Here is a 21,083-nt window from a genome sequence, read left to right on the forward strand (position 1 = left end):
CGCGCCGACCCTCTCGACGATGCTCTCTTGGACATGTTCTTAAAGACATTCTCTTTAACACATGCTCGAAAGAGCCACTGACCGACGGCGGCATCGCGGGGATCGACCAGACACACCCGGGGCGCCGGAACCAGCGCACATGCTCTCTTGGACATGTCCATTAAATAAACAGAGAAATCACGGGTCCGACGGCTGCGGCGGCGGCATCGGCGGGATCGCCGTGGTCCCGTCCTCGGTGGTCGTCCCGCTCGTCTCCTCGCCGGTCGTCTGCGGCGGCGGCATCGGCGGCACCACCGTCGTCCCGGCGGTGTCCTCGGTGGTCGTCCCGCTCGTCTCCTCACCGGTCGACGTCGGCGGCCGCATGGGAGGCACCGCGGTCGTCCCCTCGGTGCCGGACGTGCCGGTCGTGCCCTCGGTCGGCGTCGGCGGCACCATCGGCGGGATGGCCGTCGTGAACATCGGCGTCACGGTCGGGTCGACCTCGGTCGTCGACGTCGGCGGCACCGTCGGCGTCTGCGTCGTCTCGCTGGTCTTCTCCTCGCCGCAGGCTGCGGCGCCGAGCGTCACCGCGATCAGCGTCGTGCGCACCAGCGCGGGCCCCGGGGGCAGCGGCGTCAACCTGGGAGACTTCGGCTCCGTCATCCCAGCCAGGACACGCCGATCGCCCGCGCCTGTCAAGCCGCGCCGCGCCGCGAGGCCACGGCCGCCGCGACCACCATCAAGCCGCCGCCGATCCCGAGCCGCACGAGGTCGGCCTGTTCGTCGAAGATCGTCAGCGCCACCAGCACCCCGAGCGGCACCTTGAGGTTGTTGGCCACCGCGAGCGCGCCCGCGCCGACCTGCACCGCCCCGCGGTTCCACAGATAAAAGCCCACCCCCGTGGCCAGCACCCCGAGGTACGCGAACACCAGCCACTGCGTCCCCGACACCTTCGTCAGCGTCGCCCACCCGCCGCTCGCAGTCGCCGCGATCACCGTCACCACCACCCCGCCGAGGTACAGCAGCGCGATCACCTCGCGGTCGCGCAGGTCGGTCTGCTCGCGCCGCAATCGTCGGTACGCCGATTGTCCCCACGCGAAGCACACGCTCGACAGCTGCACCAGCAGGAAGCCGAGCCACGCGACGCCGGCGCCCTCGCGGTGCTGGATCACCGCCGCTCCCGCGGCCGCAAGCGCCGCCAGGCCGACGTTGACGGCGTCGAACCGGCGCGCGTACGCGTCGCAGATCAGCGCGACGTACAGCGGCGTCAGCACCGTGTACAGCACCACCTCGTGGGCGGCCGCGAACTGGAACGCGGTGATGTAGCCGACGTACATCAGGCCGTACTGCACCGCGCCGATCGCCAGCAGTCGCGCGACGAGCCCCGCCCCGAGCCCGCGCGCGCGCAGCAGCGGCAGGAACAGCGGCAGCGCGAGCAGGAGCCGCATCGCCGCCACGAAGTTGGGATCGAGGCCGCCGAGGTGGCGCTTGATCAGCCCGAAGGAGAACGCCCAGAGCAGGGTCGCCGCGAGCAGGGAGCGCATGGCCCGGCCGCCATCCCGCAGTTCCGCCCCGCTTGCAAGCCCGGCGCACGCGCGCAATTGCACGCGGCGGCGGCGACATCGCCGTGGCAGCATCACGCATGACCGTCCCCGGCCTCGGCCTCGTCCCCGAGTGGATCTCCGAAGGCCGCGAGCGGGACATCGTCGCCGCCGTCGACGCCCTCCCGTGGGACGCCAGCCTGCGCCGCCGCGTCCAGCATCACGGTTACCGCTACGCCTACCGCGGCCGCAAGGTCGACGCCGCCGAGCCGCTCGGGCCGCTGCCGACGTGGGCCGCCGAGCTGGCGGCGCGCCTCTGCAGTGAAGCGATCTTCACCTGTCCTCCGGACCAGGTCATCGTCAACGAGTATGTGCCGGGCCAGGGGATCTCCGCCCACATCGACTGCGTCCCCTGCTTCGGCCCGGTGGTCGCCTCGCTCAGCCTCGGCAGCGGCGCGGTGATGGAGCTGTCGCAGCCGACCACGGGCCTGAGGGCCGCCGTGTGGCTGCCGCCGCGCAGCCTGCTGGTCCTCGCCGAGGACGCGCGCTACCGCTGGCGACACGCCATCCCGGCGCGCAAGAGCGACCCCGATCGCGGGCCACGCGGTCGCCGGTTGTCGCTGACCTTTCGCACCGTTCTCCGCGATCGCCGCGGCTGATCGCGGTCCCGAGACCGTCGCAGCGGTCCCGCGTTACACTGGACCATCGTGCCTGCCGCGTCCCGGACCCTCGCCGTCGCAGCCGCCCTCGTCTTCGGTCCCCTCGTCGCCGCCGGTCCGGCCCGCGCCGACAACCTGCACATCGACGTCCAGTCGAACCCCGAGCGCGCCTTCAACCCGGTGCAGGAGCTCTCCTACGAGGCGATCGTCGCCGGCGTCGACGGCTACAAGGTCGACCTGCGCCTGCGCGTCGCCCTGCACAACGCCAGCAAGCGCCGCCAGGACGCCGTCCTCAGCCTGGCCCTGCCCCGCGACGCCGAGCTCGTCGGCCTCGCGGTCGCCCGCGACGGCACGTGGAGCCCGGGGCGTCCCGCGGGCGTCGCCGTCGAGCCGGCCCACCGCGCCTCCGGCACCGTGTTCGCCCGCGCCCTCGCGCCCGCGGTCGCCGGCGACCTGCCCGCCGCCGAGGTCGTCGTCTTCAACCTCGACCCCGATGCCACCATCCAGCTCGAGCTGCAGCTCAAGGCCCCGCCGCGCCTGCGGGCCGACCGCTGGGAGCTCGAGCTGCCGAGCCGCGGCGACGACCGCTGGGGCCTCGCCCCCGAGCGCCGCGTCGTCGTCCAGGGCGCCCGCCCCGGCGAGGTCCCGCGCTTCTGGCTCGACGACCGCGCGAGCGACGGCGCCGGCTTCCTCCTCTCGCGCCCCGAGGACAGGTCCGTAGTTTCATGGTCTTATAGACATGTCTCGAAGGACAGAGGTATCCTCGACGGCCACCTCGAGGTCCTGCCCGACCCGACCCCGCCCGGCGCCCGCGCCAGGAGCGGCCGCTTCCGCGCCTACCTGCGCCTCGGCGCCGCCCCGCCGCCGCGGCCCGATCACATCGTCGTCGTCCTCGACCGCTCGCGCAGCACCGCGCCCGACCTGCACCGCGACGCCTTCGCCGCGCTCACCGGCCTGTTCGACGAGCTGCCCGCCGCGCTCACCTTCGACGCGATCAGCTTCGCCCGCACCGCCCGGCCGCTGCTGCCCGACGGCGAGTTCCCCGGCGTCCGCGACCGCGGCGCCCGCGACCGCGTCGCCGCCGCCCTCGACGCCGGCGCGCGCGAGCAGGGCACCGACCTCGCCGCCGCCCTCGCCCTCGCCGGCCGCCGGATCGCCGCCCGCGGCGCTCGCCGCCCGCTCGTCGTCGTCATCACCGACGGCATGCTCCCCGCCGGCATCGGCGCGCAGCAGATCGAACATGTCTTTTCGGACAGTTTAACAAAGGCGACCCGCCCCGAGCTGCTGTTCATCGTCGACGAGCCGATGATGCTGCGCGGCGGGATCACGCCCCAGCACCCGATCGCCGGCGTCGCCACCGCGCTCGGCGCCCGCATCAGCCTCGAGTCGCTGGCCCAGCACGCGCGCCGCACGGGAGGCGAGCCGCCCGAGGGCCTCACCGAGGCGCTGCTGGCCGCCCCCGCCGTCCTCTCCGACCTCGAGCTCGAGCTCCCGCGCCGCGCCACCCTCGACGAGCCCGCCCCCGCCGGCCTCGTCGCCGGCAACGTCCTCGTCGTCCGCGGCAGCTACACCGGCGCCCCGCCGACCATCGGCGTGCGCGGCAAGCTGGCCGGCGCGCGCACCAGCCGGACCCTGCGCGCGGTCGCCTCGCGCCCGCCGCCCGCCGCCCTGGTCGCCTCGTTCGGCGTGGCCGACCTCGACCGCGCCGCCGCCGACGGCTTCACCCGCCCGCCGTGGTTCGGCCTCAATCAACAGCGCGTCGCCCGGCTCGGCATCACCTGGGCCGGCCGCGGCAACGGCGACGAGCGCGGCTTCCTCGACGAGAAGATCTTCCGCAACTACCTCGGGATCCGCGTCTTCCCGCGCGCCCGCGCCTGTTTCAATAAGGCCCTCGTGCGCGACCACCAGCTCGGCGGCAAGGTCGTGTTCGAGATCGAGGTCGGCAAGGGCGAGGTCATGCTGGCGAAGGTCGACGCCGCCGGCCTCAACCACCGCGAGGCCGGCTTCGAGTCCTGCCTGCTCGAGGCGGCCTGGGCCCTGGAGATCCCCGCCGGCCGCCTCGACGACCAGATCTACCGCGTCCGCTACCCGGTCGTCTTCAACCCGCCCGCCGGCGGCCGCCCGGCCATGGAAGACGACCCCCTCGGCCCCGGCACCGTCGAGCTCCTGCTCGGCCTGCCGAACCGCTGATCTTTTTAATAGAAGACATGTCTTCCGGGAAACCTATGATAATTCGGCGATGTTGATGCCGAACGGAAGTACAGGCAATGAAATACCTACTTACAATTCATTGGCGAAATGCGGCGCTGATCGCCGCCATCGGCAGCGGGTGCGCGGAGGACGGCAAGTCCTCCGAGTTCGCGGAGCAATTCCCGGCCTGCGCGAAATACATGGAGAGCGTGAGCTCCTCCGATCTCGCGGCATGCGCCCAGGAGCTCGCCCCCGCGTGTGAAGCTCTGGCCACGCAGGAAGAGTGCGACGGATTCATGCGACTCGACGGCGGGTTCGAGCCGGCGGGGGTCATCATCCAGTGCACGTGGACCGACCACTACCTCGTCACCTCGCTCGCGGACGAGACGTGCAGCGGCACCGTCTCCTCCCGCTGCCTGGCCAGCCGGTGGCCGGGAGAGGGCGGGCCGAGCTGCAACGATCTCGAGTGGGACAACTTCCGCGACCTCGGCGACGGCCAGGTCGCGGTCACCGACGTCGCGTGCGGCATGCTGCCCATGGACTACACGCCCTGCGTCTCGGCCGGACGCCACGCCGCCTGCGACTGCGCGCACCAGTAAAAGAATCGCCCGCGCGACGGAGAGCAGGCTCCACGCCTGCTCGCCGCTTACTCGCCGGCGCGGACCCCGAGCGCGCGTTCGATGTCGCGGACGCGGATCTCCTGCAACTCCTGCTCGACGCGGCCGCGCTCCTCGTGGACCGAGTAGTCGGTCCCGACCGTCGAAAATCCCTCGACCACGCGCTCGATCGTGCGGGCCAGCCCGCCGGGCCCGAAGTACTGCCCGCCCTCCGTCATCAGCCCGTCCGGCGTCTCGTGCAGCGAGATCGCCATGGCTCCCAGGCTGTCCGCGGCCGCCAGCGCCAGCTCGCTGCGCCGCCGCTCCTGCGCCTTCTCGGCCCGCTCGATCTTCGCGTCCAGCCGCTGCCACTCCTTGAGCCGCGCCTTGTAGGCCGCCGACTGCGGCACCTTGTCGAGCGCCTCGTGCGCCAGCGACGGGAAGCGCCAGTACGGCTGGTTCTGTGACGGCTTGTAGCGCCCGCCCTCGTAGTGACGACGGACCATGAACATCCCGAGAAGGAGCGTGTGGTCGAGCAGCAGCGTCGCCGCCGCGCCGGGGGCCGTCACCACCGGCGCGAGCGCTGCCAGCCGCGGCTCCCAGACGCGCGCCGGCCCGTGTTCGACCTGCTGCGCGAACTTCGGGTCGGTCGAGATCGTCAGCGTCGAACCGATCAACGCCACGTGGACGTCGCGCCACGCCGGCACGGTCACCACGTGGCCGCGCGACTTGCCGCGCTTCACCTTCAAGCCGGCGAGGCCGAGCGGCGAGCTCGGGATCTTCGCCATCGTCACGCCGACCAGCGCCGCCGCCATGACCGGATCTTTGAACCCGAGCGCGAGGTTGAAGCCGAGCTCCTCCTTGCCGCCGCCGCGGGCCATCGCGTCCATGTCCTTCGCCGTCAGCGCGAAGCTCACCGTCCCGTCGAGCATCTCGAGCGCCCCGCGCGGGTCGCCGCCGAGCTTGGCCTGCAGCTCCACGAACAGCTCGTCCATGCTCTTGCCGACGGCGCGCAGCAGCGAGTCGAGCCCCGCCGACCCCTCGCTCAGATCGAGCTTTCCACCTGTCCCGAAGAGCACCCGCTCGCTCGCCGCGGTGATCGCCACCGGCGGCCCCGCGCCGGCCGTCACCACTCGCCGCAGCAGCGCGGTCTCCGGCATCTGCGCCCGCGCAGTGCCGGTGATCGCCTCCGGCGCGAGCGACAGCTCGAGCGCGATCGGCCCCACCTGCCCGAACACCGCGCCCCACAGCTCCAGCTCGCGTCGGCGGCTCTCGCGGCGTTGCTTCTGGGACGCGCGCTCCTCGGCCGCCACCTGCTCCCAGCGCGCGATCTCTTCGGCCGCCGCCCCCTGCTCGCGCAGCCGCTGCAGCTCCTGCTCCGCCCAGCTCGGCGCCACCTGGTCGGCGAACCGGCGCGCCGCGTCGATCTCCCCGCGGACCATCCCGCCGACGTCGATGAACGCCACCACGTCGCGCCCCGCACCGCGGCCCATCGCCTGCTGCCAGCGCGGCGACGCGGTCAGGCCGCGGGCCGGGTCGACGCTCGCCAGCTCGCGGGCGAAGTCGTAGGGCGCGAGCTTCGGGTTGCCGACCAGCACCAGGAACGCGAAGTCGTCGCGCAGCACCAGCTGGTTGCGCACACCTGACTCATGGGCCAGGACGATCCCGCGGTCCTCGTAGACCGACTCGAGCGAGCCGCCGAGCTTCGCCCCCACGCGGTCGAGGAACGCCCGGAAGCGCGAGGGGTCGGTCAGCGAGATGAAGTAGCAGCTCGACGCGCTGCCCGCGTCGAGCAGCGCCACGCCGATCGGCCGCTCCGGGTCGATGCCGATCTCCGGCCAGCGCGCCGGGTCGAGCAGGTTGTGGCCGAACGTCTGCTCGAGGTACGCCCCCGCCTGCTCGTAATAGGGGCGGTACGTCCCGATCAGCGCCCCCACGTCGACCACCCGCAGCAGGTGGCGCACGCTCGCCGCGCTCACCACCACACCTGTCCTTTCGGGCAGCAGGTCGATCGGCGCCTGCGCCGGCGCGACCGCCGGGGGCGGCGAGGTCCTGCGCGACGTCGCCGCGGGCGCCGTCGTCGTCGCCGTCGGCGAAGCGGTCGTCGTCTCCGGCTTGGGTCGACAACCGGCGGCGACGAGCCCCGTCGCCAGCACCGCGGACCACAACGTCGAATACGAGCGCATGTCCCATCCTAGCACCGGGCCCACGCGCCGGCGGTCGCCCCCGCGCGCCCGACTCACGGCGACGACGGCACCTGCTCCCACGCGTCGTACTTGGCCGCCGGCTCCGGGCCTGCGAACACCTGGATGGCCACCAGCGTCTCGGGCCCGTTCTCGAAGCTGACGAGCGCGCCCGGCGGCATGTAGATCGTCGTCCCCGGGCCCACCTCGTGCGATTGACCGTCGATCGTGAACTTGCCTGCGCCGCTCAGGATGTGAATGTACTCCTCGGTCGGGTCGCGGTGTTCGGGCACCTTACCCCCCGGGGCCATCTCGAGCTTGCCGACGAACGCGTTCCGGCCCCGCGCCAGCGCCCAGATCTGCGCCGCCCCGCCGCCCTTCTGCCGGTGTTCGGCCTGGGCCAGCGACGTCACCGCCGCCGGCAGCGGCGGCGACTTCGGCGGCACCGGCTCGGCCGCTGCCGCGGGCGTCGGTTCGGCCTTCGCGGGCGCGCGGTCGCAGCCCGCAGTCATCGCAATCGCAAAGAGGATCGCCGCGGCGGAGCGTGACATCGCGCCGCAACGTATATCACGGCGCGTGCGCCCGGCAACGCCTCAAAGGACCGGGGAGTCGAACTCGAGGTGCTCGCGGCGCCCCGAGTCAGGCGGCGGACCTCGCCGACCCGTAGTCGCGCGGCCCGGCGCTCTCATTGAGCGCATCGTATCACTGCCCTGCTACGGCGATACCGGCCCCGCGCGCGGGCATCCGAGCGCGCCGAATCAGGGGGATTCACGACCTGCGATCAGCCGTGCGCTGGACCGCGAAGTCATGACCTGGTGGAACTCGACAGCGCCATCCGGCGCCCTCCTCGAGCCGATGCGTGGGCGACCTGCCGCATCGACCCGGGGACCGTCATGCTCATGTTCGCAGCGTCGCTTATGCGGACAGCGCCCGCTCGACGGCCTGCATCACTTCGGGGGCGAGCGGCTCGATCTGCGGCTCGAAGCGGTGCGTCACGTGGCCGTCCTTGCCGACCAGGAACTTGGTGAAGTTCCACTTGATCTCGCCGCGCAGGCCCTCGGGCAGCTCCTCGGTCAGGGTGCGGTACAGCGGCGACTTGTCGCCCTTGGCCTTGACCTTCTCGAACAGCGGGAAGTTGATCGAGAACCGCGTCGAGCAGAACTGCTGGATCTCCTCCGGCGAGCCCGGCTCCTGCGCCCCGAAGTCGTTGCACGGGAAGCCGAGCACCGAGAAGCCGCGACCGCGGAAACTTTGGTGCAACGCCTCGAGCGCGTGGTACTGCGGGGTCAGCCCGCACTGGGAGGCGGTGTTCACGATCAGGAGCACCTGCCCGCGGTAGTCGGCGAGCGAGCGGGGCGCGCCGGCGAGGGTCCGGACTTCGTGGTCGAGGGCGGGGCCTTGCATGGCCGGCACCCTACCACGCCCGCCCTCGGCGCGCGCACCTCCTCGCGTGCGCCGCGCCCGACGTGTGGCACGCTCGTGGCCATGTCCGCAGCCCCTGCCCGCGTCCACAACCTCCCGGCCGCGCGCGCTCAGTTCGGCGACCTCATCGGCCGACTCCTGCCCGCCTTCGAGCGCGCCGACCCGCTCGGCGACGCGGCCGCCGCCTGGCTCTCGACCTGTCCCGAAGGACATGCTGTCTTCGAGGCCGCCCTGGTCCGCCCCGAGCGCGCCCCCGAGCCTGTCGCCGCGCTCCTCGAGTCGGTCGCCGGCCTGCCGGAGTGGGTCGAGCCGGCCCGGCTCGCGCGCGCCAGTCACCTGTTCTCGCGGGCAGGTGTGGTCGGCGGCTTCGTGCTCGGCCTGCGCTCGCTCGTCCTTGGTTACGCCGCCCCGGCCGGCAACAAGCCGCTGACCTTCAGCGGGCGCCTGCGCGAGGCCGCCCCGCGGCGGCTCGCCGAGACCGCCCGCTTCGTCACCGCGGTGTGCGAGCCGGGCGGTCTCCTACCTGGCGGAGAGGGCCGCGCGATCGCCCTGCGCGTGCGGCTCATGCACGCCCAGGTGCGCCGCCTGCTGCTCGCCACCGGCCGCTGGAACCACGCCGCCTGGGCCGTGCCGATCAACCAGCACGACATGCTCGCCACCGGCCTCCTCTTCAGCCACATCTACCTCGACGGCCTGCGCCTGCTCGGCCTCCAGGTCGGCCCTGACGAGGCCGACGACTACGTGCACCTGTGGCGGCTCGCCAGCTGGATCCTCGGCGTCGACGGCGATCTCGTGCCCGACCGCGAGCCTGCAGCGAGGCGCCTGGCCGAGTGCATCTTCCTCACCCAGGGTCCGCCCGACGCCGACTCGCGGGCGCTCACCGCTGCGTTGTTGCAGGCTCCCCTCCAGGCCGCGCGCACTCCCGGCGAGCGCCGCCTCGCCGCCGCGCGCGTGCGCCTCAGCGGCAGCATCTGCCGTCACCTCATCGGCCACGGCCTCGCCGACGCGCTCGGCGTCCCCTCCGAGCGTCACCCCTTCTCGGTCTCGCTGCTCGCCTCCGTGTTCGGCGGCCTCGACCGCCTGCGCGCCGCCCTCCCGCCGATCGACGCCTCCGCCGTCGCCCTCGGCCGCCGCTACTGGGACCTCGTCGTCGACGTCGGCCTGAACGGCGAGCGCCCGACCTACCCCATGCCCGACCGCCTCGGCCGCCGCCCACCGCCGCCCGATTCTCTCTGAAGAAAACATGTCCTTCGGGTCATCTTCATCACATGTCCCGGAGGACATCTTCAGAGCTTCACGCCGCTCCGCCTGAGCTGCGCCAGGCTGTCCTTCGCTCATCTTCATGACCTGTCCCGCAGGACATCCTCGACGCTTCACGCCGCGCAGTCCTCGCCCGCCACCTGCTCTCTCTCGAGATGTCCCGAAGGACATCCCCGCCCCCTTCGCCCCCCGCAGCTCCCCGTGCGTACCCGGCCCTCCCCATGACCACCCAGCTCGAGCTCCCCGACCCGCGCGTCACCGCCGTCAACGACGCCCCCGTGCGCGCGGGCGGCGACTACGTCCTCTACTGGATGATCGCCTACCGCCGCACCCGCGGCAATCACAGCCTCGACCGCGCCCTCCGCTGGGCCCGCGAATTGAAGAAGCCGCTCCTCGTGCTCGAGCCGCTGCGCTGCGACTACCCGTGGGCCTCCGACCGCCTGCACGCCTTCGTCCTCGCCGGCATGCGCGACAACCTACGCCGCTGCGCCGACGCCCGCGTCGCCTACTACCCCTACGTCGAGCCGCGACCTCGCGCCGGCGCCGGCCTCCTCGCCGCCCTGGCCGCCCAGGCCTGCGTGGTCGTCACCGACGACTGGCCGTGCTTCTTCCTCCCGCGCATGGTCGCCGCCGCCGGCGTGCGGCTGCAGGTCCGCCTCGAGCGGGTCGACGGCAACGGCCTCCTGCCGATCCGCGCCGCCGGCCGCGTCTTCCCCACCGCCTTCGCCTTCCGCCGCTACCTCCAATCCACGTTTATCAAACATGTGGACGAGGGGCCGCGCGCCGACCCGTTCGCGCGCCTGCGCTTGCCGTCCCTGGAATCACTGCCCGCCGAAGTCACGCGCCGCTGGCCGGCCGAGATCCCCGAAGACCTCTCTGCCTTGCCCATCGATCACACCGTCGCCCCCGCCGGCCGCGGCGGCAGCCTCGCAGGTCACGAGCGCCTCGCCGCCTTCGTCGCCGCCACTCTCGGCAGCTACGAGACCAGCCACAACACCCTCGACGAGCACGGCACCAGCGGCCTCTCGCCCTACCTGCACTTCGGCCACGTCGGCGCCCACGAGGTCTTCGACGCGGTCATGCGCCAGGCAGGCTGGAGCCCCGAAAGGCTCAAGAAGAACGCCGGCGGCAAGCGCCACGGCTTCTGGGGCGTCGCCCCGGACACCGAGGCCTTCCTCGACCAGCTCGTCACCTGGCGCGAGCTCGGCTTCAACATGTGCACCTACCGCGACGACTACGCGGAATACGACAGCCTGCCCGTCTGGGCCCGCAAGACCCTCGCCGACCACGCCGACGACCCGCGCCCGCACCTCTACACGGCCGACCGGCTCGAGCGCGCCGCCACTGCCGACCCGCTGTGGAACGCCGCCCAGACCCAGCTCCTCCGCGACGGCGTGATCACCAATTACCTGCGCATGCTGTGGGGCAAGAAGATCCTCGAGTGGAGCCCCGGCCCGCAGGAGGCCCTGGCCTGCCTGATCCGCCTCAACGACAAATACGCCCTCGACGGCCGCGACCCCAATTCCTACAGCAACATCCTGTGGATCTTCGGCCGCTACGATCGCCCCTGGGGCCCCGAGCGACCGATCTTCGGCAAGGTCCGCTACATGAGCAGCGACAACACCGCCCGCAAGATGCCGACCCGCGACTACCTGCGCCGCTACGGCGCGTGATCGTCCCGATCACGACTCCAGGACATGTCCTTCGTGACATGTCCTTGACGACATTCTCTCGGTGGCATGTCCCTCACATCACGCGCATTCGATCGTCACCCGCTCGGCCTCGCCGACGATCGCCGGCGGCTCCCCGCTGGTGCACACCTTCACGTTCGCCGAATCTCCGTCGATCGTCACTTCCGCGCGCTCGACCGTCAGCCCGGAGGCGTCGACGCTGGCCATGTCGGCCACCGCGATCGCCACCTCCGGCCCGGCGCCGGCCAGCGTCACGTAGCTCGCGTCGCGGGCCACCACGTCCGCGGTGATGGCGGTCAGCTCGGTCGCCTCGACCACGCTCGACAGCTCCGCCTCGATCGCCAGCGCCTCGCTCGCCCCGCTCACGCGCACCACTGCGCGGTCGGTCGCGAACACCCCGACCAGCGCCGGCACCTCGAGCGTCACGGTCGGGATCACCTTCAGCTCTTGGAGCAGGTTGGGATTGACCGCGATCGACAGCACTCCCTCCCCGTGGACCTCGGTGAACAGCCGCCCGAGCGCGTTCGCGTCGCCCGTCACGCGCAGCGTCACGTCGGCCTCCGGGTCGAGCTCGGGGCGCACCGCCACGGTCACCTCGAAGTCGTCGAACACCTCGATCTGCGTGAACGGCGGCACCATGCGCACCGCCTCCGCGGGCACCCCGTCGCCCTTCAGCTCACAGCTCGCCAGCAGCGCGAACATCGCGATCGTCCTGCGCACGGCCTGCACCCTATCGCGTCCCGGGCGTCGGCGGGCGCGCGTCGTACCCGTGCGGAACCGCCCGCCGCCCGCCACGGCAGGCGTGGACGGCTTCCCGGCGCGCGTGGCAGCATCCTGCGATGGTCTCCGTCTCGCGCAGCGCTCTGCTCCTCACCTCGCTCGTCCTCGTCGCCTGCGGCGGGCCCCAGGGCGGCACCGACACCGCCGTCGTCACCGAGTCGACCGGCGACACCGCCGGCAGCAGCGAGGCGAGCGGCAGCGAGGCCACCGGCGCTCCGCCGACCAGCACCGAGCCCGCGCCGACCACCAGCGCCACCACCGAGGGCGGCGAGGACGTGCGGCCCAACTGGCATCAGGACATCGCCCCGCTGGTCACCGCCAGCTGCCAGAGCTGCCACGTGAGCGGCGGGATCGCCCCGTTCGCGATGACCACCTACGAGGAGACCAAACCGTGGGCCGGCATCATGGCCAGCGACGTCGCGCAGGGCCTCATGCCGCCGTGGCACGCGCTCGAGACCGACGTCTGCCAGCCGCCGCTGCCCTACCTGCACGACCCGCGGCTGTCGGATGACCAAAAGGCCATGTTCCAGGACTGGGCCGATCTGGGCGCGCCCGAGGGGGACCCCGCGCTCGCCGCCCCGCTGCCGCCGCCGCCCTCGCTCGACCTCGACAATCCCACGAAGTCGATCACGATGACCTCGCCGGTCAGCATCGACAAGGCCGGCAACGCCCTCGACTTCTTCCACTGCCTCAGCCTCGATCCCGGCAACGACGCGCCGGTGTACGTCGACGGGATCCAGGTGATCGCGGGCAACCCGAAGATCGTGCATCACGTCCTGATCTACGTCGACGCGGGCGCGGACTCGGCGAGCTGGCCCGGGGGGATCAAGCAGAACTGCGGCGGCGGGGCCGGGATCGGCAGCGCGCAGCTGATCGGCGGCTGGGTGCCGGGCGGCATGCCGATGGTCCCGCCCGCGGGCGTCTCGACCGAGCTGCCGGCCGGCGCGCGGCTGATCCTCAACGTCCACTACCACGCCACCGGCGGCGGCCCCGAGGAGGACAGCGGCACCGGCCTCGCCCTGCGCTGGAGCGACACCGCGGCCGAGTGGTCGACCTTCTTCACCCTCATCGGCGCCCCCGGCGTCGGCCAATCGCTCGACGGCCCGCTGATGATCCCCGCCGGCGAGGAGGCCCACGTCGAGGAGTACGAGTACGTCGTCCCCAACAACATCCCCGCCCTCGCCGACGTGCGCGTCTGGACCGTCCTCAATCACATGCACAAGGTCGGCGTCGACATGCGCGTATGGGTCGAGAACGGCAGCGGCGAGACCTGCCTGCTGCACACCCCCAAGTGGGACTTCAACTGGCAGCGCTCCTATCAATACGACGCCCCGATCACCGAGAGCTTCCGCGTCCGCGCCGGCGACCGCGTCCGCCTGCGCTGCGTCTACAACAACACCATGTCGAACCCCGGCGTGGTCGAGATGCTGGCCGAAGCCGGCCTCGACGCCCCCGTCGACGTCGGCCTCGGCGAGGGCACCCTCGACGAGATGTGCCTCACCGGCGTGGGCGTCGCCATCAAGGGCAGCCTCTGACGAACACGGGCGACGCTGGTTCGCCGCGTCCTTCGTCCCCCCACGCGAACGGCGACGCTCGCAAGCCCGCGGTCGCTCGCCGCTCGCGCCTGCTCACCAGGCGTGGCAAAGTCGTGGGCGATGCTCTCGCTCGCCGGCCTCCACGTCCTCGTCACCGGCGGCAGCCGTGGCATCGGCGCCGCAACTTGCCGTCGGTTCGCCGCCGCCGGCGCCGTCGTCCTCGTCCACTACCGCGACCGCCACGACATCGCCGAGTCCTTGCTGACCGAGCTGCGGGCCGCGAGCGACGTCTCGCACCTGCGCTTCGCCGCCGACCTCGCCGACCCGGCCCAGGTCGACGCCATGTTCGCCCACGTCGCCCGCGAGTGGGGCCGGCTCGACTGCCTCGTCAACAACGCCGGCGTGTGGGAGCAGGACGAGCTCGCCCGCTTCGACGTCGAAGTCTATCGCCGCACCATGGACATCAACGTCCTCGGCCCCTTCCTCGCCGTCGCCCGCGCCCTGCCGCTCTTGCGCCTGTCCCAAAGGGCATCCATCGTCAACGTCACCTCGACCGCCGGCCAGCGCGGCGAGGCCGACTACAGCCCCTACGCCGCCTCCAAGGGCGCCCTGATCTCCGCCACCAAGTCGTGGGCCGTCGAGCTCGCCCCGGGCGTCCGCGTCAACAGCGTCGCCCCCGGCTGGGTCGATACCGACATGACCGCCGGCCCGCTGCGCCACGACCCCGGCGACCGCGCCCGCATCGAGAGCCAGATCCCCCTCCGCCGCGTCGCCACCGCCGACGACATCGCCGCCCCGATCGTCTTCCTCGCCTCCGACATGGCGCGCCACATCACCGGCGAGATCCTCAACGTCAACGGCGGCAGCGTCCTGTGCGGCTGAAGTTCGGCGCTCGCCGGCGACATCTCTCGAGCCTGCGCTGAATCGAGAGCACGCGCTCCGCGATTCGCCTGCACCTCGCTCACCGTCGACCATGAATCGACGCTCTTCGCAATCGCCGACCGCGAATGCGAGCGCTCGCCGCCGCATCCGGACCTCGCCGAGCCGATGCCCGACCTTTACCGGCATGAAGTCGCGCACCATTGACAACCTTCGCGCGCTCACCGAACAATCCCGCGCATGAGCCCACCGATCTCGCGGCGCGGCATCCTGCGCGGAACTCTCGGCGGCACCACCGTCCTCGTCGGTGAGAGCTGCGCCCCGAAGATGGTCAGCGAGCGCGCCGAGGCTCCGGCCGCCGCCACCCCTGCCGCATCGACCGAGCCCGTGTCGCCGCAGAAGCTCGAGCTCACCGTCAACGGCGCCGCGCGCTCGCTCGACGTCGACCCCGAGCGCACCGCCCTCGAGCTCGTGCGGAGCGACCTCGGCCTGACTGGTTGCAAGGAGAGCTGCGGTCACGGGGCGTGCGGCGCCTGCAGCGTCCTCCTCGACGACGTCCCGGTCGCGGCCTGCCTGCTCCCCGCGGTCGCCCTGCACCGCCGCCGCCTCACCACGGTCGAGGGCCTCGCCCCGGCCGGCGAGCTGCACCCGATTCAGCGCGCCTTCATGGCCGAGGACGCCCTGCAGTGCGGCTTCTGCACCCCCGGCTTCGTCGTCGCCGCCAGCGCCTTCTACACCCGCTGGCGGGCCGAGCACGGCAACAAGGAGCCCGACCGCGACACCGTCGCCGCCGCCCTGGCCGGCAACCTGTGCCGCTGCGCCGCCTACGACGGCATCATCCGAGCTGTCCAAAAGGCCAGCTCCGGCGCCTACGAGAAACCGGTCGGCCCCGAGCCCGCCGCCCCGCGCTACGACGCCCGCGAAAAAGTCACCGGCGCCGCCAAGTACACCGTCGACGTGCAGCTGCCCGAGCAGCTCGAGGGCAAGATCTTGCGCTCGCCGCACGCCCACGCGCGCGTGCGCAAGGTCGACTGGTCGAAGGCCCTCGCGCTGCCCGGCGTGTTCGGGGCGGTCGACCTCCTGAACGGCGGCACCACCATCCGCTTCGCCGGCCAGGAGCTCCTCGCCATCGCCGCCGTCGACGCGCGCACCGCCGAGGCCGCCCTCGCCGCGGTCGAGCTCGACCTCGAGGTCCTGCCCGCGCTGATCGGCATGGACGCCGCCCGGGCCGACGGCGCCGCGCCGGTCTACCCCACCCGCAACACCCGCAAGTCGGCCCCCAACGCCAGCGAGGGCCCGCTCCTCCCGCTCGGCTGGGACGGCAACGTGCGCGGCCCCTTCCAGCTGTTCAGCACCGCCAAGCTCAAGGCCCGCCGCGCGGTCGAGAAGCTGCGCGACAAGCCGGCCGAGGGCGTCCTGGTCGAAGGGACATACAAGACCCAGGTCCAGTGCCACTCGGCCCTCGAGCCGCACGCCTGCGTCGCCCACTGGACCGCCGCCGACGCGGTCACCGTCCACCTCTCGACCCAGTCGGTCCACGCCGTCGCCGAGGACATCGCCCAGCGCTGGGGCCTGCGCCGCGACCACGTCCGCGTGCTCGCGCAGTACGTCGGCGGCGGCTTCGGCGGCAAGGCCACGCTGCAGCTCGAGTGCGTGGCCGCAGTCGAGCTCGCGCGCGTCACCGGCAAGCCGGTGCGGGTGGTGCTCGAGCGGCGCGAGGAGCTGACGACCGGCGGCCTGCGCCCGGCGCAGGAGATCGAGCTGGCGGTGGCGACCGACCGCGACGGCTACCTGCAAGGCGTCACCGCCCGCGCCTTCGCCGACGCCGGCTGCGGCGTCGGCTCGAACAGCACCGTCCTCCTGCGCCTCATGTACGCCAAGGCCCCGAAGGACATCGCCGACTGGGACGTCGTCAACCACGCCCCGCCCGGCAAGCCGTTCCGCGGCCCCGGCGGCCCGCCGGTGTTCTGGGCCCTCGAGCAGGCCGTCGACGTCGCCGCCGAGCGCCTCAAGCTCGACCCGATCCTCCTGCGCAAGCGCTTCGACCCCAACCCCGCCCGCAACCGCCTGTACGACTGGGCCCTGTCCCTGAAGACATGGCGCGAAAGACAGCCCGCCCAGAGCGACCGCGGCAGGTACCGCCGCGGCATGGGCCTGGCCGTCGGCGGGTGGTTCTACTTCGTCCAGCCGAGCGCGCGCGTCCAGGTCGACGCCGGCCCCGAGGGCGTCGTCGTCTCGACCGCCTGCCAGGACATCGGCAACGGCACCCGCACCGTCCTCGCCGAGACCGTCGCCGCGGTCCTCGGCATCGCCCCCGCCGACGTGAAGGTGCAGATCGGCGACTCCTCGTTCGTCCCCGGGCCGATGTCCGGCGGCAGCCGCACCACCGCCTCGCTGGTCCCGGCCGCGATCATGGCCGCCGAGCAGCTGCGCGACGAGTTGGTCGAGCGCGCCGAGCAGCTCGTCGGCGCCAGGGGCGTCGCAGTCGCCGGCGGCGTCCGTCACCCGCGCGGCGTCGTCACCTGGCAGCAGCTCCTGGCCGGCTCGCCGCCGCTGCGCTTCGTCGGCACGCGCAAGCGCGACCAAGGCGGCTACTTCCTGCCGCCGATGTACGACATCGCCCCGGGCCGCTACGTCGCCGGCTCGCTGCAGATCATCGAGGTCGAGGTCGACACCCGGCTCGGGCGGATCCGCGTGCTCCGCTCGCACACCGGCGTCGCCGCCGGCCACATCGTCGCCCCCGCGCTCGCGCGCAGCCAGGCCCTGGGCGGCGTGATCCAGGGCATCGGCTACGCCCTCTACGAAGAGCGCCGCCTCGACCCCAGGACCGGCGCTCTCCTCACCGGCGGCCTCGAGGACTACCGGATCCCCGGCATCGGCGACATCGGCGAGCTCGACGTCCACTTCATCGAGGACGGCTACGAGCGCGTCAACGGCCGCAGCGTCGGCCTCGCCGAGCTCGTCACCGTCGCCCCCGCCGCCGCCATCGGCAACGCAGTCGCCCACGCCACCGGCTTCCGCCCGCGCGAGCTGCCGCTCCGCCCCGATCGCGTCCTGCAAGGACTCCGCGGATGACCACGCACGCCCGCTCCACCATTGGCCTCCGCTCCGTGCCCGCGAATGACCTCCCTCCCTCACCCCGCCGCCGGCCTCTGCTCCACTCGAATCCTCCAAGGAGTCCGCGGATGAACTCCCTCGCCGTCGCTCCCGGTCGCACCTCCCAAGGACTCCGCGGATGACCTCCCTCGAGCTCCCCACCTCCCTCGACGCCGCTCTCGGTCGCGCCGGTGAGCCGCGCGCCGGCGGCACCGACCTCACCGAGCGGCGCAGGCTCAACCTGTCCAGAGGGACAGTCATCGACCTGCGCGACGTCCCCGGCCTCGACGTCATCACCTGGCGCGAAGGACAGCTGCACCTCGGCGCCCTCGTCACCCTCGCGGCCGTCGCCGAGCACCCGGAGGTCCGCACCCGCTACCCCGCGGTCGCCGCCACCGCGGCCAGCATTGCGACCCCGCAGATCCGCGCCCGCGCGACCGTCGGCGGCAACCTCCTCCAGCACGTCCGCTGCTGGTACTACCGCCGCCCCGGCGCCGACTGCCTCAAGAGCGGCGGCAGCGGCTGCCCCGCCCGCACCGGCGACCACCTGTTCCACGCCTGCTTCGACCTCGGCCCGTGCGTCGCGCCGCACCCGTCCTCGCTGGCCACCGCGCTGCTCGCCCACGACGTCCGCCTCGAGGTCGCGGGCGACCGCGAACACACCCTCGCCAGCCTCTACGGCGACGCCTCCGACGCCCGCCGCCAGCACATGCTCCCGCCCGGCGCCCTGCTCACCGGCGTCACTCTCGGCCCGCCCCTCGCCGCCGAGCAGGCCGCCTACGTCCGCGCGATCAGCCGCGCCCGCGCGGAGTGGCCGCTCGTCGAGGTCGTCGTCCGCCTGGTCGTCGCCGCCGACCAGCTCCAGACCGCCCGCGTCACCGTCGGCGGCGTCGCCAACCTGCCGCTCCGCCTGGCCGCCGTCGAGAACCTCCTCGTCGGCAAACCCGCCACTCCCGAGACCCTCACCGCCGCAGCCGCCGTCGCGGCCGACGGCGCCAAGCCGCTCACGGGCACCGCCTACAAGCTCGACCTCCTCCGCGGCGCCGTCCTCGACGCGCTCGAGCGCGCCCTCGCCCAGACCCCGACCCAGGCCGCGCCGACACCCGCCGCGGCCCCAACCTGACCTCGAGGACAGCCCATGCAACTGTGCCGCCACCTGCGCTGGAAGGGCCACTCGCACGACGCCGCCGAGCTGGCCGAATTCCAGCTGACCTTCGCCCGCAACCAGGTCCCCTACTCGTGCCTGCACACCTGCCAGCCCTGGGGCCCCGACGACGAGCTCGCCGCCCCCGAGGCCTGCAACGACAGCCGCCCGTGCTACCAGCCGTCCCCGCTGGTCGCCCTCCGCCTGAGCTGACACCCACGTATGCGCAGAGAGGGACTCGAACCCTCACGCCCCACCCGGAGCCTGGCCACCTCAAGGCCAGCCGTCTACCAATTCCGTCACCTGCGCGTCGCTCACTTCTTCTCCACAAAGAATCCGCGGGGCAGGGATCGAACCCGCCTGCGCCGAAGCGCCCCCGGTGTACAGCCGGCTGCCTCCCGTTGAAGCGTCCCGCGGTCATTTTCTCCGCTCTCTCTCTCTTTTAAAAACACATGCGCAGGGAGGGACTCGAACCCTCACGCCCCACCGGGACCTGGCCAACTCAGGACCAGCCGTCTACCAATTCCGTCACCTGCGCGTCACTGTCGTCAAAAGAATCCGCGGGGCAGGAATCGAACCCGCCTGCGCCGAAGCGCCCCCGGTGTACAGCCGGCTGCCTCCCATTGAGGCGTCCCGCGGTCATTTTCTCCCCTCGCTCTCTCTCCCTTTTAAAAACACATGCGCAGAGAGGGACTCGAACCCTCACGCCCCTCACGGAGCCCTCCGCCTCAGCGTCGGCGTCTACCAATTCCGTCACCTGCGCGTCGCTCACTCTCTCTCAAGAATCCGCGGGGCAGGAATCGAACCCGCCTGCGCCGAAGCGCCCCCGGTGTACAGCCGGCTGCCTCCCATTGAGGCGTCCCGCGGTCATTTTCTCCGCTCGCTCTCTCCCTCTCTTTTCAAAAACACATGCGCAGAGAGGGACTCGAACCCTCACGCCCGCTCGGGCCCGGCGTTCTGAGCGCCGTACGTCTACCAATTCCATCACCTGCGCGTATCGCTCCCGCTTTGTCTCTTGATGATGATGATGCGCAAGGAGGGACTCGAACCCTCACGCCCCGCTCGGGGGCCTGGCGAGCTGAGCGCCAGTCGTCTACCAATTCCGTCACCTGCGCCTGCTCGTCCGTCTCTCGAAAAAGTCCGCGGAGCAGGGATCGAACCTGCCCGCGCCGAAGCGCCCTCGGGTTACAACCGACTGCCTCCCCATTGAGGCGTCCCGCGGAAAAATCACCCTCGCCCTCTCTTCAACAATCCATGCGCAGGGAGGGACTCGAACCCTCACGCCCTCGCGGGGCCTGGCGATCTGAGCGCCAGTCGTCTACCAATTCCGTCACCTGCGCGTGCCCCTCTTCTTCTCCTCCGCAACAATAAAATCCGCGGGGTGGGGATCGAACCCACCTGCGCCGAAGCGCCGTCGGTTTACAGCCGACTGCCTCACCATTGAGGCGTCCCGCGGGAATTCATCACCCGCTTCTCTCCTGTCCTCTTCATGCGCAGGGAGGGCCTCGAACCCTCACGTCCCTCGCAGGACCCGGCGTTTTGAGTGCCGGTTGTCTACCGATTCCAGCACCTGCGCAAATCCCCTCACCTCGCCCTCACCTCGCGATCGGTCGTTCATTCATACGTCATGCGCAGGGAGGGACTCGAACCCTCACGCCCGGCGGGCCTGGCGCTCTCGAGGCCAGTGGTCTACCAGTTCCAGCACCTGCGCGTATTGTGTCCACTCGTACCCCTCAGGCCGTCCGTGGCCTGATACGGGGGATCGGGGCAGCGGGATTCGAACCCACGACCTTCTGTGCCCAAGACAGACGCTCTGACCAGGCTGAGCTATGCCCCGTGACGAATGAACGGACCTCGCGCGAGAGACACTGTCACAGCGCCGCCGCTTCGTGCCGCGGATATCGACCTGCCGATCGATACCCACGTGCGCACGCCGACGCGCTCCCGCGGAGGTGCAACGATTCGGATGTCTCCCGCGCCCGCTGCAGCGCTTGCCTGCACCCCGACCGGGGCGCCCCGTTCACCGGGGTAGATACGGCAGGCCTAGATACGGCGGCGGCGGGACCAACAGCGCGGGGAGCAGCAAGAGCCCCGCCGTACGCGGCTGGCCCTGGAGCTTCGACCCGGT

The 21,083-nt window shown here is 72.0% G+C and carries 16 protein-coding genes and 12 tRNA genes; 10 read left to right on the top strand and 18 right to left on the bottom strand.

From position 1 onward, the window contains the following. Positions 1-177: 177 nt before the first annotated feature. Positions 178-642 (bottom strand): hypothetical protein, encoded by a 465-nt coding sequence (locus tag O0S08_RS44365; protein WP_269035574.1) that lies wholly within the window; start codon positions 640-642, stop codon positions 178-180. A 32-nt stretch (positions 643-674) separates the two neighbouring features. Next, positions 675-1,523, bottom strand: coding sequence for an EamA family transporter (locus O0S08_RS44370; protein ID WP_269035575.1), 849 nt, complete (start codon positions 1,521-1,523; stop codon positions 675-677). Positions 1,524-1,621: 98 nt separating this feature from the next. Between O0S08_RS44370 and O0S08_RS44375 the strand changes: the two genes are divergently transcribed. The 3 genes from O0S08_RS44375 (at position 1,622) to O0S08_RS44385 (ending at position 4,968) form a co-directional block, all read left to right on the top strand. After that, a complete protein-coding gene (locus tag O0S08_RS44375; RefSeq protein WP_269035576.1) occupies positions 1,622-2,179 on the top strand; it encodes an alpha-ketoglutarate-dependent dioxygenase AlkB in 558 nt (185 codons plus the stop codon). Positions 2,180-2,227: 48 nt separating this feature from the next. After that, the gene (locus O0S08_RS44380) at positions 2,228-4,369 is read left to right on the top strand and encodes a hypothetical protein (RefSeq protein ID WP_269035577.1); all 2,142 of its coding nucleotides are present in this window, start codon (positions 2,228-2,230) and stop codon (positions 4,367-4,369) included. A gap of 77 nt (positions 4,370-4,446) precedes the next feature. Beyond that, complete coding sequence (locus O0S08_RS44385; protein ID WP_269035578.1) at positions 4,447-4,968, top strand: hypothetical protein; 522 nt, start codon at positions 4,447-4,449, stop codon at positions 4,966-4,968. 47 nt (positions 4,969-5,015) lie between these two features. On the opposite strand, the gene O0S08_RS44390 is transcribed toward O0S08_RS44385, so the two are convergent. The 3 genes from O0S08_RS44390 to O0S08_RS44400 form a co-directional block, all read right to left on the bottom strand. Next, on the bottom strand, positions 5,016-7,151 hold the full coding sequence (locus tag O0S08_RS44390) for a hypothetical protein (RefSeq protein WP_269035579.1): 2,136 nt from the start codon (positions 7,149-7,151) through the stop codon (positions 5,016-5,018). Between the two features lie 53 nt (positions 7,152-7,204). Next, positions 7,205-7,699 carry a cupin domain-containing protein gene (locus tag O0S08_RS44395; protein WP_269035580.1) on the bottom strand — a complete coding sequence of 165 codons (495 nt, stop codon included), beginning with the start codon at positions 7,697-7,699 and terminating at the stop codon, positions 7,205-7,207. Positions 7,700-8,063: 364 nt separating this feature from the next. After that, entirely contained in the window at positions 8,064-8,552 is a 489-nt protein-coding gene (locus O0S08_RS44400) for a glutathione peroxidase (protein WP_269035581.1), read from the bottom strand. Between the two features lie 81 nt (positions 8,553-8,633). Between O0S08_RS44400 and O0S08_RS44405 the strand changes: the two genes are divergently transcribed. Together O0S08_RS44405 and O0S08_RS44410 are read left to right on the top strand one after the other, a co-directional pair. Beyond that, a complete protein-coding gene (locus O0S08_RS44405; protein WP_269035582.1) occupies positions 8,634-9,806 on the top strand; it encodes an oxygenase MpaB family protein in 1,173 nt (390 codons plus the stop codon). 245 nt (positions 9,807-10,051) lie between these two features. Then, positions 10,052-11,503 (top strand): cryptochrome/DNA photolyase family protein, encoded by a 1,452-nt coding sequence (locus tag O0S08_RS44410; protein WP_269035583.1) that lies wholly within the window; start codon positions 10,052-10,054, stop codon positions 11,501-11,503. Between the two features lie 78 nt (positions 11,504-11,581). On the opposite strand, the gene O0S08_RS44415 is transcribed toward O0S08_RS44410, so the two are convergent. After that, positions 11,582-12,241 (bottom strand): GIN domain-containing protein, encoded by a 660-nt coding sequence (locus O0S08_RS44415; RefSeq protein ID WP_269035584.1) that lies wholly within the window; start codon positions 12,239-12,241, stop codon positions 11,582-11,584. A gap of 119 nt (positions 12,242-12,360) precedes the next feature. On the opposite strand from O0S08_RS44415, the gene O0S08_RS44420 reads away from it, so the two are divergent. From O0S08_RS44420 to O0S08_RS44440, 5 genes are all read left to right on the top strand, one after another. Beyond that, complete coding sequence (locus O0S08_RS44420; protein ID WP_269035585.1) at positions 12,361-13,836, top strand: hypothetical protein; 1,476 nt, start codon at positions 12,361-12,363, stop codon at positions 13,834-13,836. 120 nt (positions 13,837-13,956) lie between these two features. Further along, on the top strand, positions 13,957-14,718 hold the full coding sequence (locus O0S08_RS44425; RefSeq protein ID WP_269035586.1) for an SDR family NAD(P)-dependent oxidoreductase: 762 nt from the start codon (positions 13,957-13,959) through the stop codon (positions 14,716-14,718). Positions 14,719-14,955: 237 nt separating this feature from the next. Further along, complete coding sequence (locus O0S08_RS44430; protein WP_269035587.1) at positions 14,956-17,790, top strand: molybdopterin-dependent oxidoreductase; 2,835 nt, start codon at positions 14,956-14,958, stop codon at positions 17,788-17,790. Between the two features lie 160 nt (positions 17,791-17,950). After that, entirely contained in the window at positions 17,951-18,934 is a 984-nt protein-coding gene (locus O0S08_RS44435; protein ID WP_269035588.1) for an FAD binding domain-containing protein, read from the top strand. Positions 18,935-18,949: 15 nt separating this feature from the next. Then, entirely contained in the window at positions 18,950-19,168 is a 219-nt protein-coding gene (locus O0S08_RS44440) for a hypothetical protein (protein ID WP_269035589.1), read from the top strand. Positions 19,169-19,178: 10 nt separating this feature from the next. On the opposite strand, the gene O0S08_RS44445 is transcribed toward O0S08_RS44440, so the two are convergent. From O0S08_RS44445 to O0S08_RS44500, 12 genes are all read right to left on the bottom strand, one after another. After that, positions 19,179-19,264: transfer RNA gene (locus O0S08_RS44445), tRNA-Leu, on the bottom strand. 26 nt (positions 19,265-19,290) lie between these two features. Further along, positions 19,291-19,372, bottom strand: a tRNA-Tyr gene (locus tag O0S08_RS44450). Between the two features lie 36 nt (positions 19,373-19,408). Further along, positions 19,409-19,493 (bottom strand) — tRNA-Leu (locus O0S08_RS44455). A 19-nt stretch (positions 19,494-19,512) separates the two neighbouring features. Then, a tRNA-Tyr gene (locus O0S08_RS44460) sits at positions 19,513-19,594 on the bottom strand. A gap of 146 nt (positions 19,595-19,740) precedes the next feature. Continuing rightward, positions 19,741-19,822 (bottom strand) — tRNA-Tyr (locus O0S08_RS44465). Positions 19,823-19,865: 43 nt separating this feature from the next. Further along, positions 19,866-19,949, bottom strand: a tRNA-Leu gene (locus O0S08_RS44470). Between the two features lie 34 nt (positions 19,950-19,983). After that, positions 19,984-20,070 (bottom strand) — tRNA-Leu (locus O0S08_RS44475). A gap of 24 nt (positions 20,071-20,094) precedes the next feature. Next, positions 20,095-20,177, bottom strand: a tRNA-Tyr gene (locus tag O0S08_RS44480). Between the two features lie 33 nt (positions 20,178-20,210). Next, positions 20,211-20,295: transfer RNA gene (locus tag O0S08_RS44485), tRNA-Leu, on the bottom strand. Positions 20,296-20,328: 33 nt separating this feature from the next. Continuing rightward, positions 20,329-20,411, bottom strand: a tRNA-Tyr gene (locus tag O0S08_RS44490). 34 nt (positions 20,412-20,445) lie between these two features. After that, positions 20,446-20,531: transfer RNA gene (locus tag O0S08_RS44495), tRNA-Leu, on the bottom strand. Positions 20,532-20,717: 186 nt separating this feature from the next. Beyond that, positions 20,718-20,792: transfer RNA gene (locus tag O0S08_RS44500), tRNA-Pro, on the bottom strand. Between the last annotated feature and the right edge of the window lie 291 nt (positions 20,793-21,083).

The sequence above is a fragment of the Nannocystis punicea genome (assembly GCF_026965555.1).
GTDB classification, from domain to species: domain Bacteria; phylum Myxococcota_A; class Polyangia; order Nannocystales; family Nannocystaceae; genus Nannocystis; species Nannocystis punicea.

What these genes read in the sequence shown, in the direction of transcription:
- O0S08_RS44385 (WP_269035578.1), top strand. Translation starts at nt 4,447, where the DNA reads ATGAAATACCTACTTACAATTCATTGGCGAAATGCGGCGCTGATCGCC.
- O0S08_RS44420 (WP_269035585.1), top strand. Translation starts at nt 12,361, where the DNA reads ATGGTCTCCGTCTCGCGCAGCGCTCTGCTCCTCACCTCGCTCGTCCTC.
- O0S08_RS44410 (WP_269035583.1), top strand. Translation starts at nt 10,052, where the DNA reads ATGACCACCCAGCTCGAGCTCCCCGACCCGCGCGTCACCGCCGTCAAC.
- O0S08_RS44430 (WP_269035587.1), top strand. Translation starts at nt 14,956, where the DNA reads ATGAGCCCACCGATCTCGCGGCGCGGCATCCTGCGCGGAACTCTCGGC.
- O0S08_RS44440 (WP_269035589.1), top strand. Translation starts at nt 18,950, where the DNA reads ATGCAACTGTGCCGCCACCTGCGCTGGAAGGGCCACTCGCACGACGCC.
- O0S08_RS44390 (WP_269035579.1), bottom strand. Translation starts at nt 7,151, where the DNA reads ATGCGCTCGTATTCGACGTTGTGGTCCGCGGTGCTGGCGACGGGGCTC.
- O0S08_RS44370 (WP_269035575.1), bottom strand. Translation starts at nt 1,523, where the DNA reads ATGCGCTCCCTGCTCGCGGCGACCCTGCTCTGGGCGTTCTCCTTCGGG.
- O0S08_RS44375 (WP_269035576.1), top strand. Translation starts at nt 1,622, where the DNA reads ATGACCGTCCCCGGCCTCGGCCTCGTCCCCGAGTGGATCTCCGAAGGC.
- O0S08_RS44365 (WP_269035574.1), bottom strand. Translation starts at nt 642, where the DNA reads ATGACGGAGCCGAAGTCTCCCAGGTTGACGCCGCTGCCCCCGGGGCCC.
- O0S08_RS44435 (WP_269035588.1), top strand. Translation starts at nt 17,951, where the DNA reads ATGACCTCCCTCGAGCTCCCCACCTCCCTCGACGCCGCTCTCGGTCGC.
- O0S08_RS44395 (WP_269035580.1), bottom strand. Translation starts at nt 7,699, where the DNA reads ATGTCACGCTCCGCCGCGGCGATCCTCTTTGCGATTGCGATGACTGCG.
- O0S08_RS44405 (WP_269035582.1), top strand. Translation starts at nt 8,634, where the DNA reads ATGTCCGCAGCCCCTGCCCGCGTCCACAACCTCCCGGCCGCGCGCGCT.
- O0S08_RS44425 (WP_269035586.1), top strand. Translation starts at nt 13,957, where the DNA reads ATGCTCTCGCTCGCCGGCCTCCACGTCCTCGTCACCGGCGGCAGCCGT.
- O0S08_RS44400 (WP_269035581.1), bottom strand. Translation starts at nt 8,552, where the DNA reads ATGCAAGGCCCCGCCCTCGACCACGAAGTCCGGACCCTCGCCGGCGCG.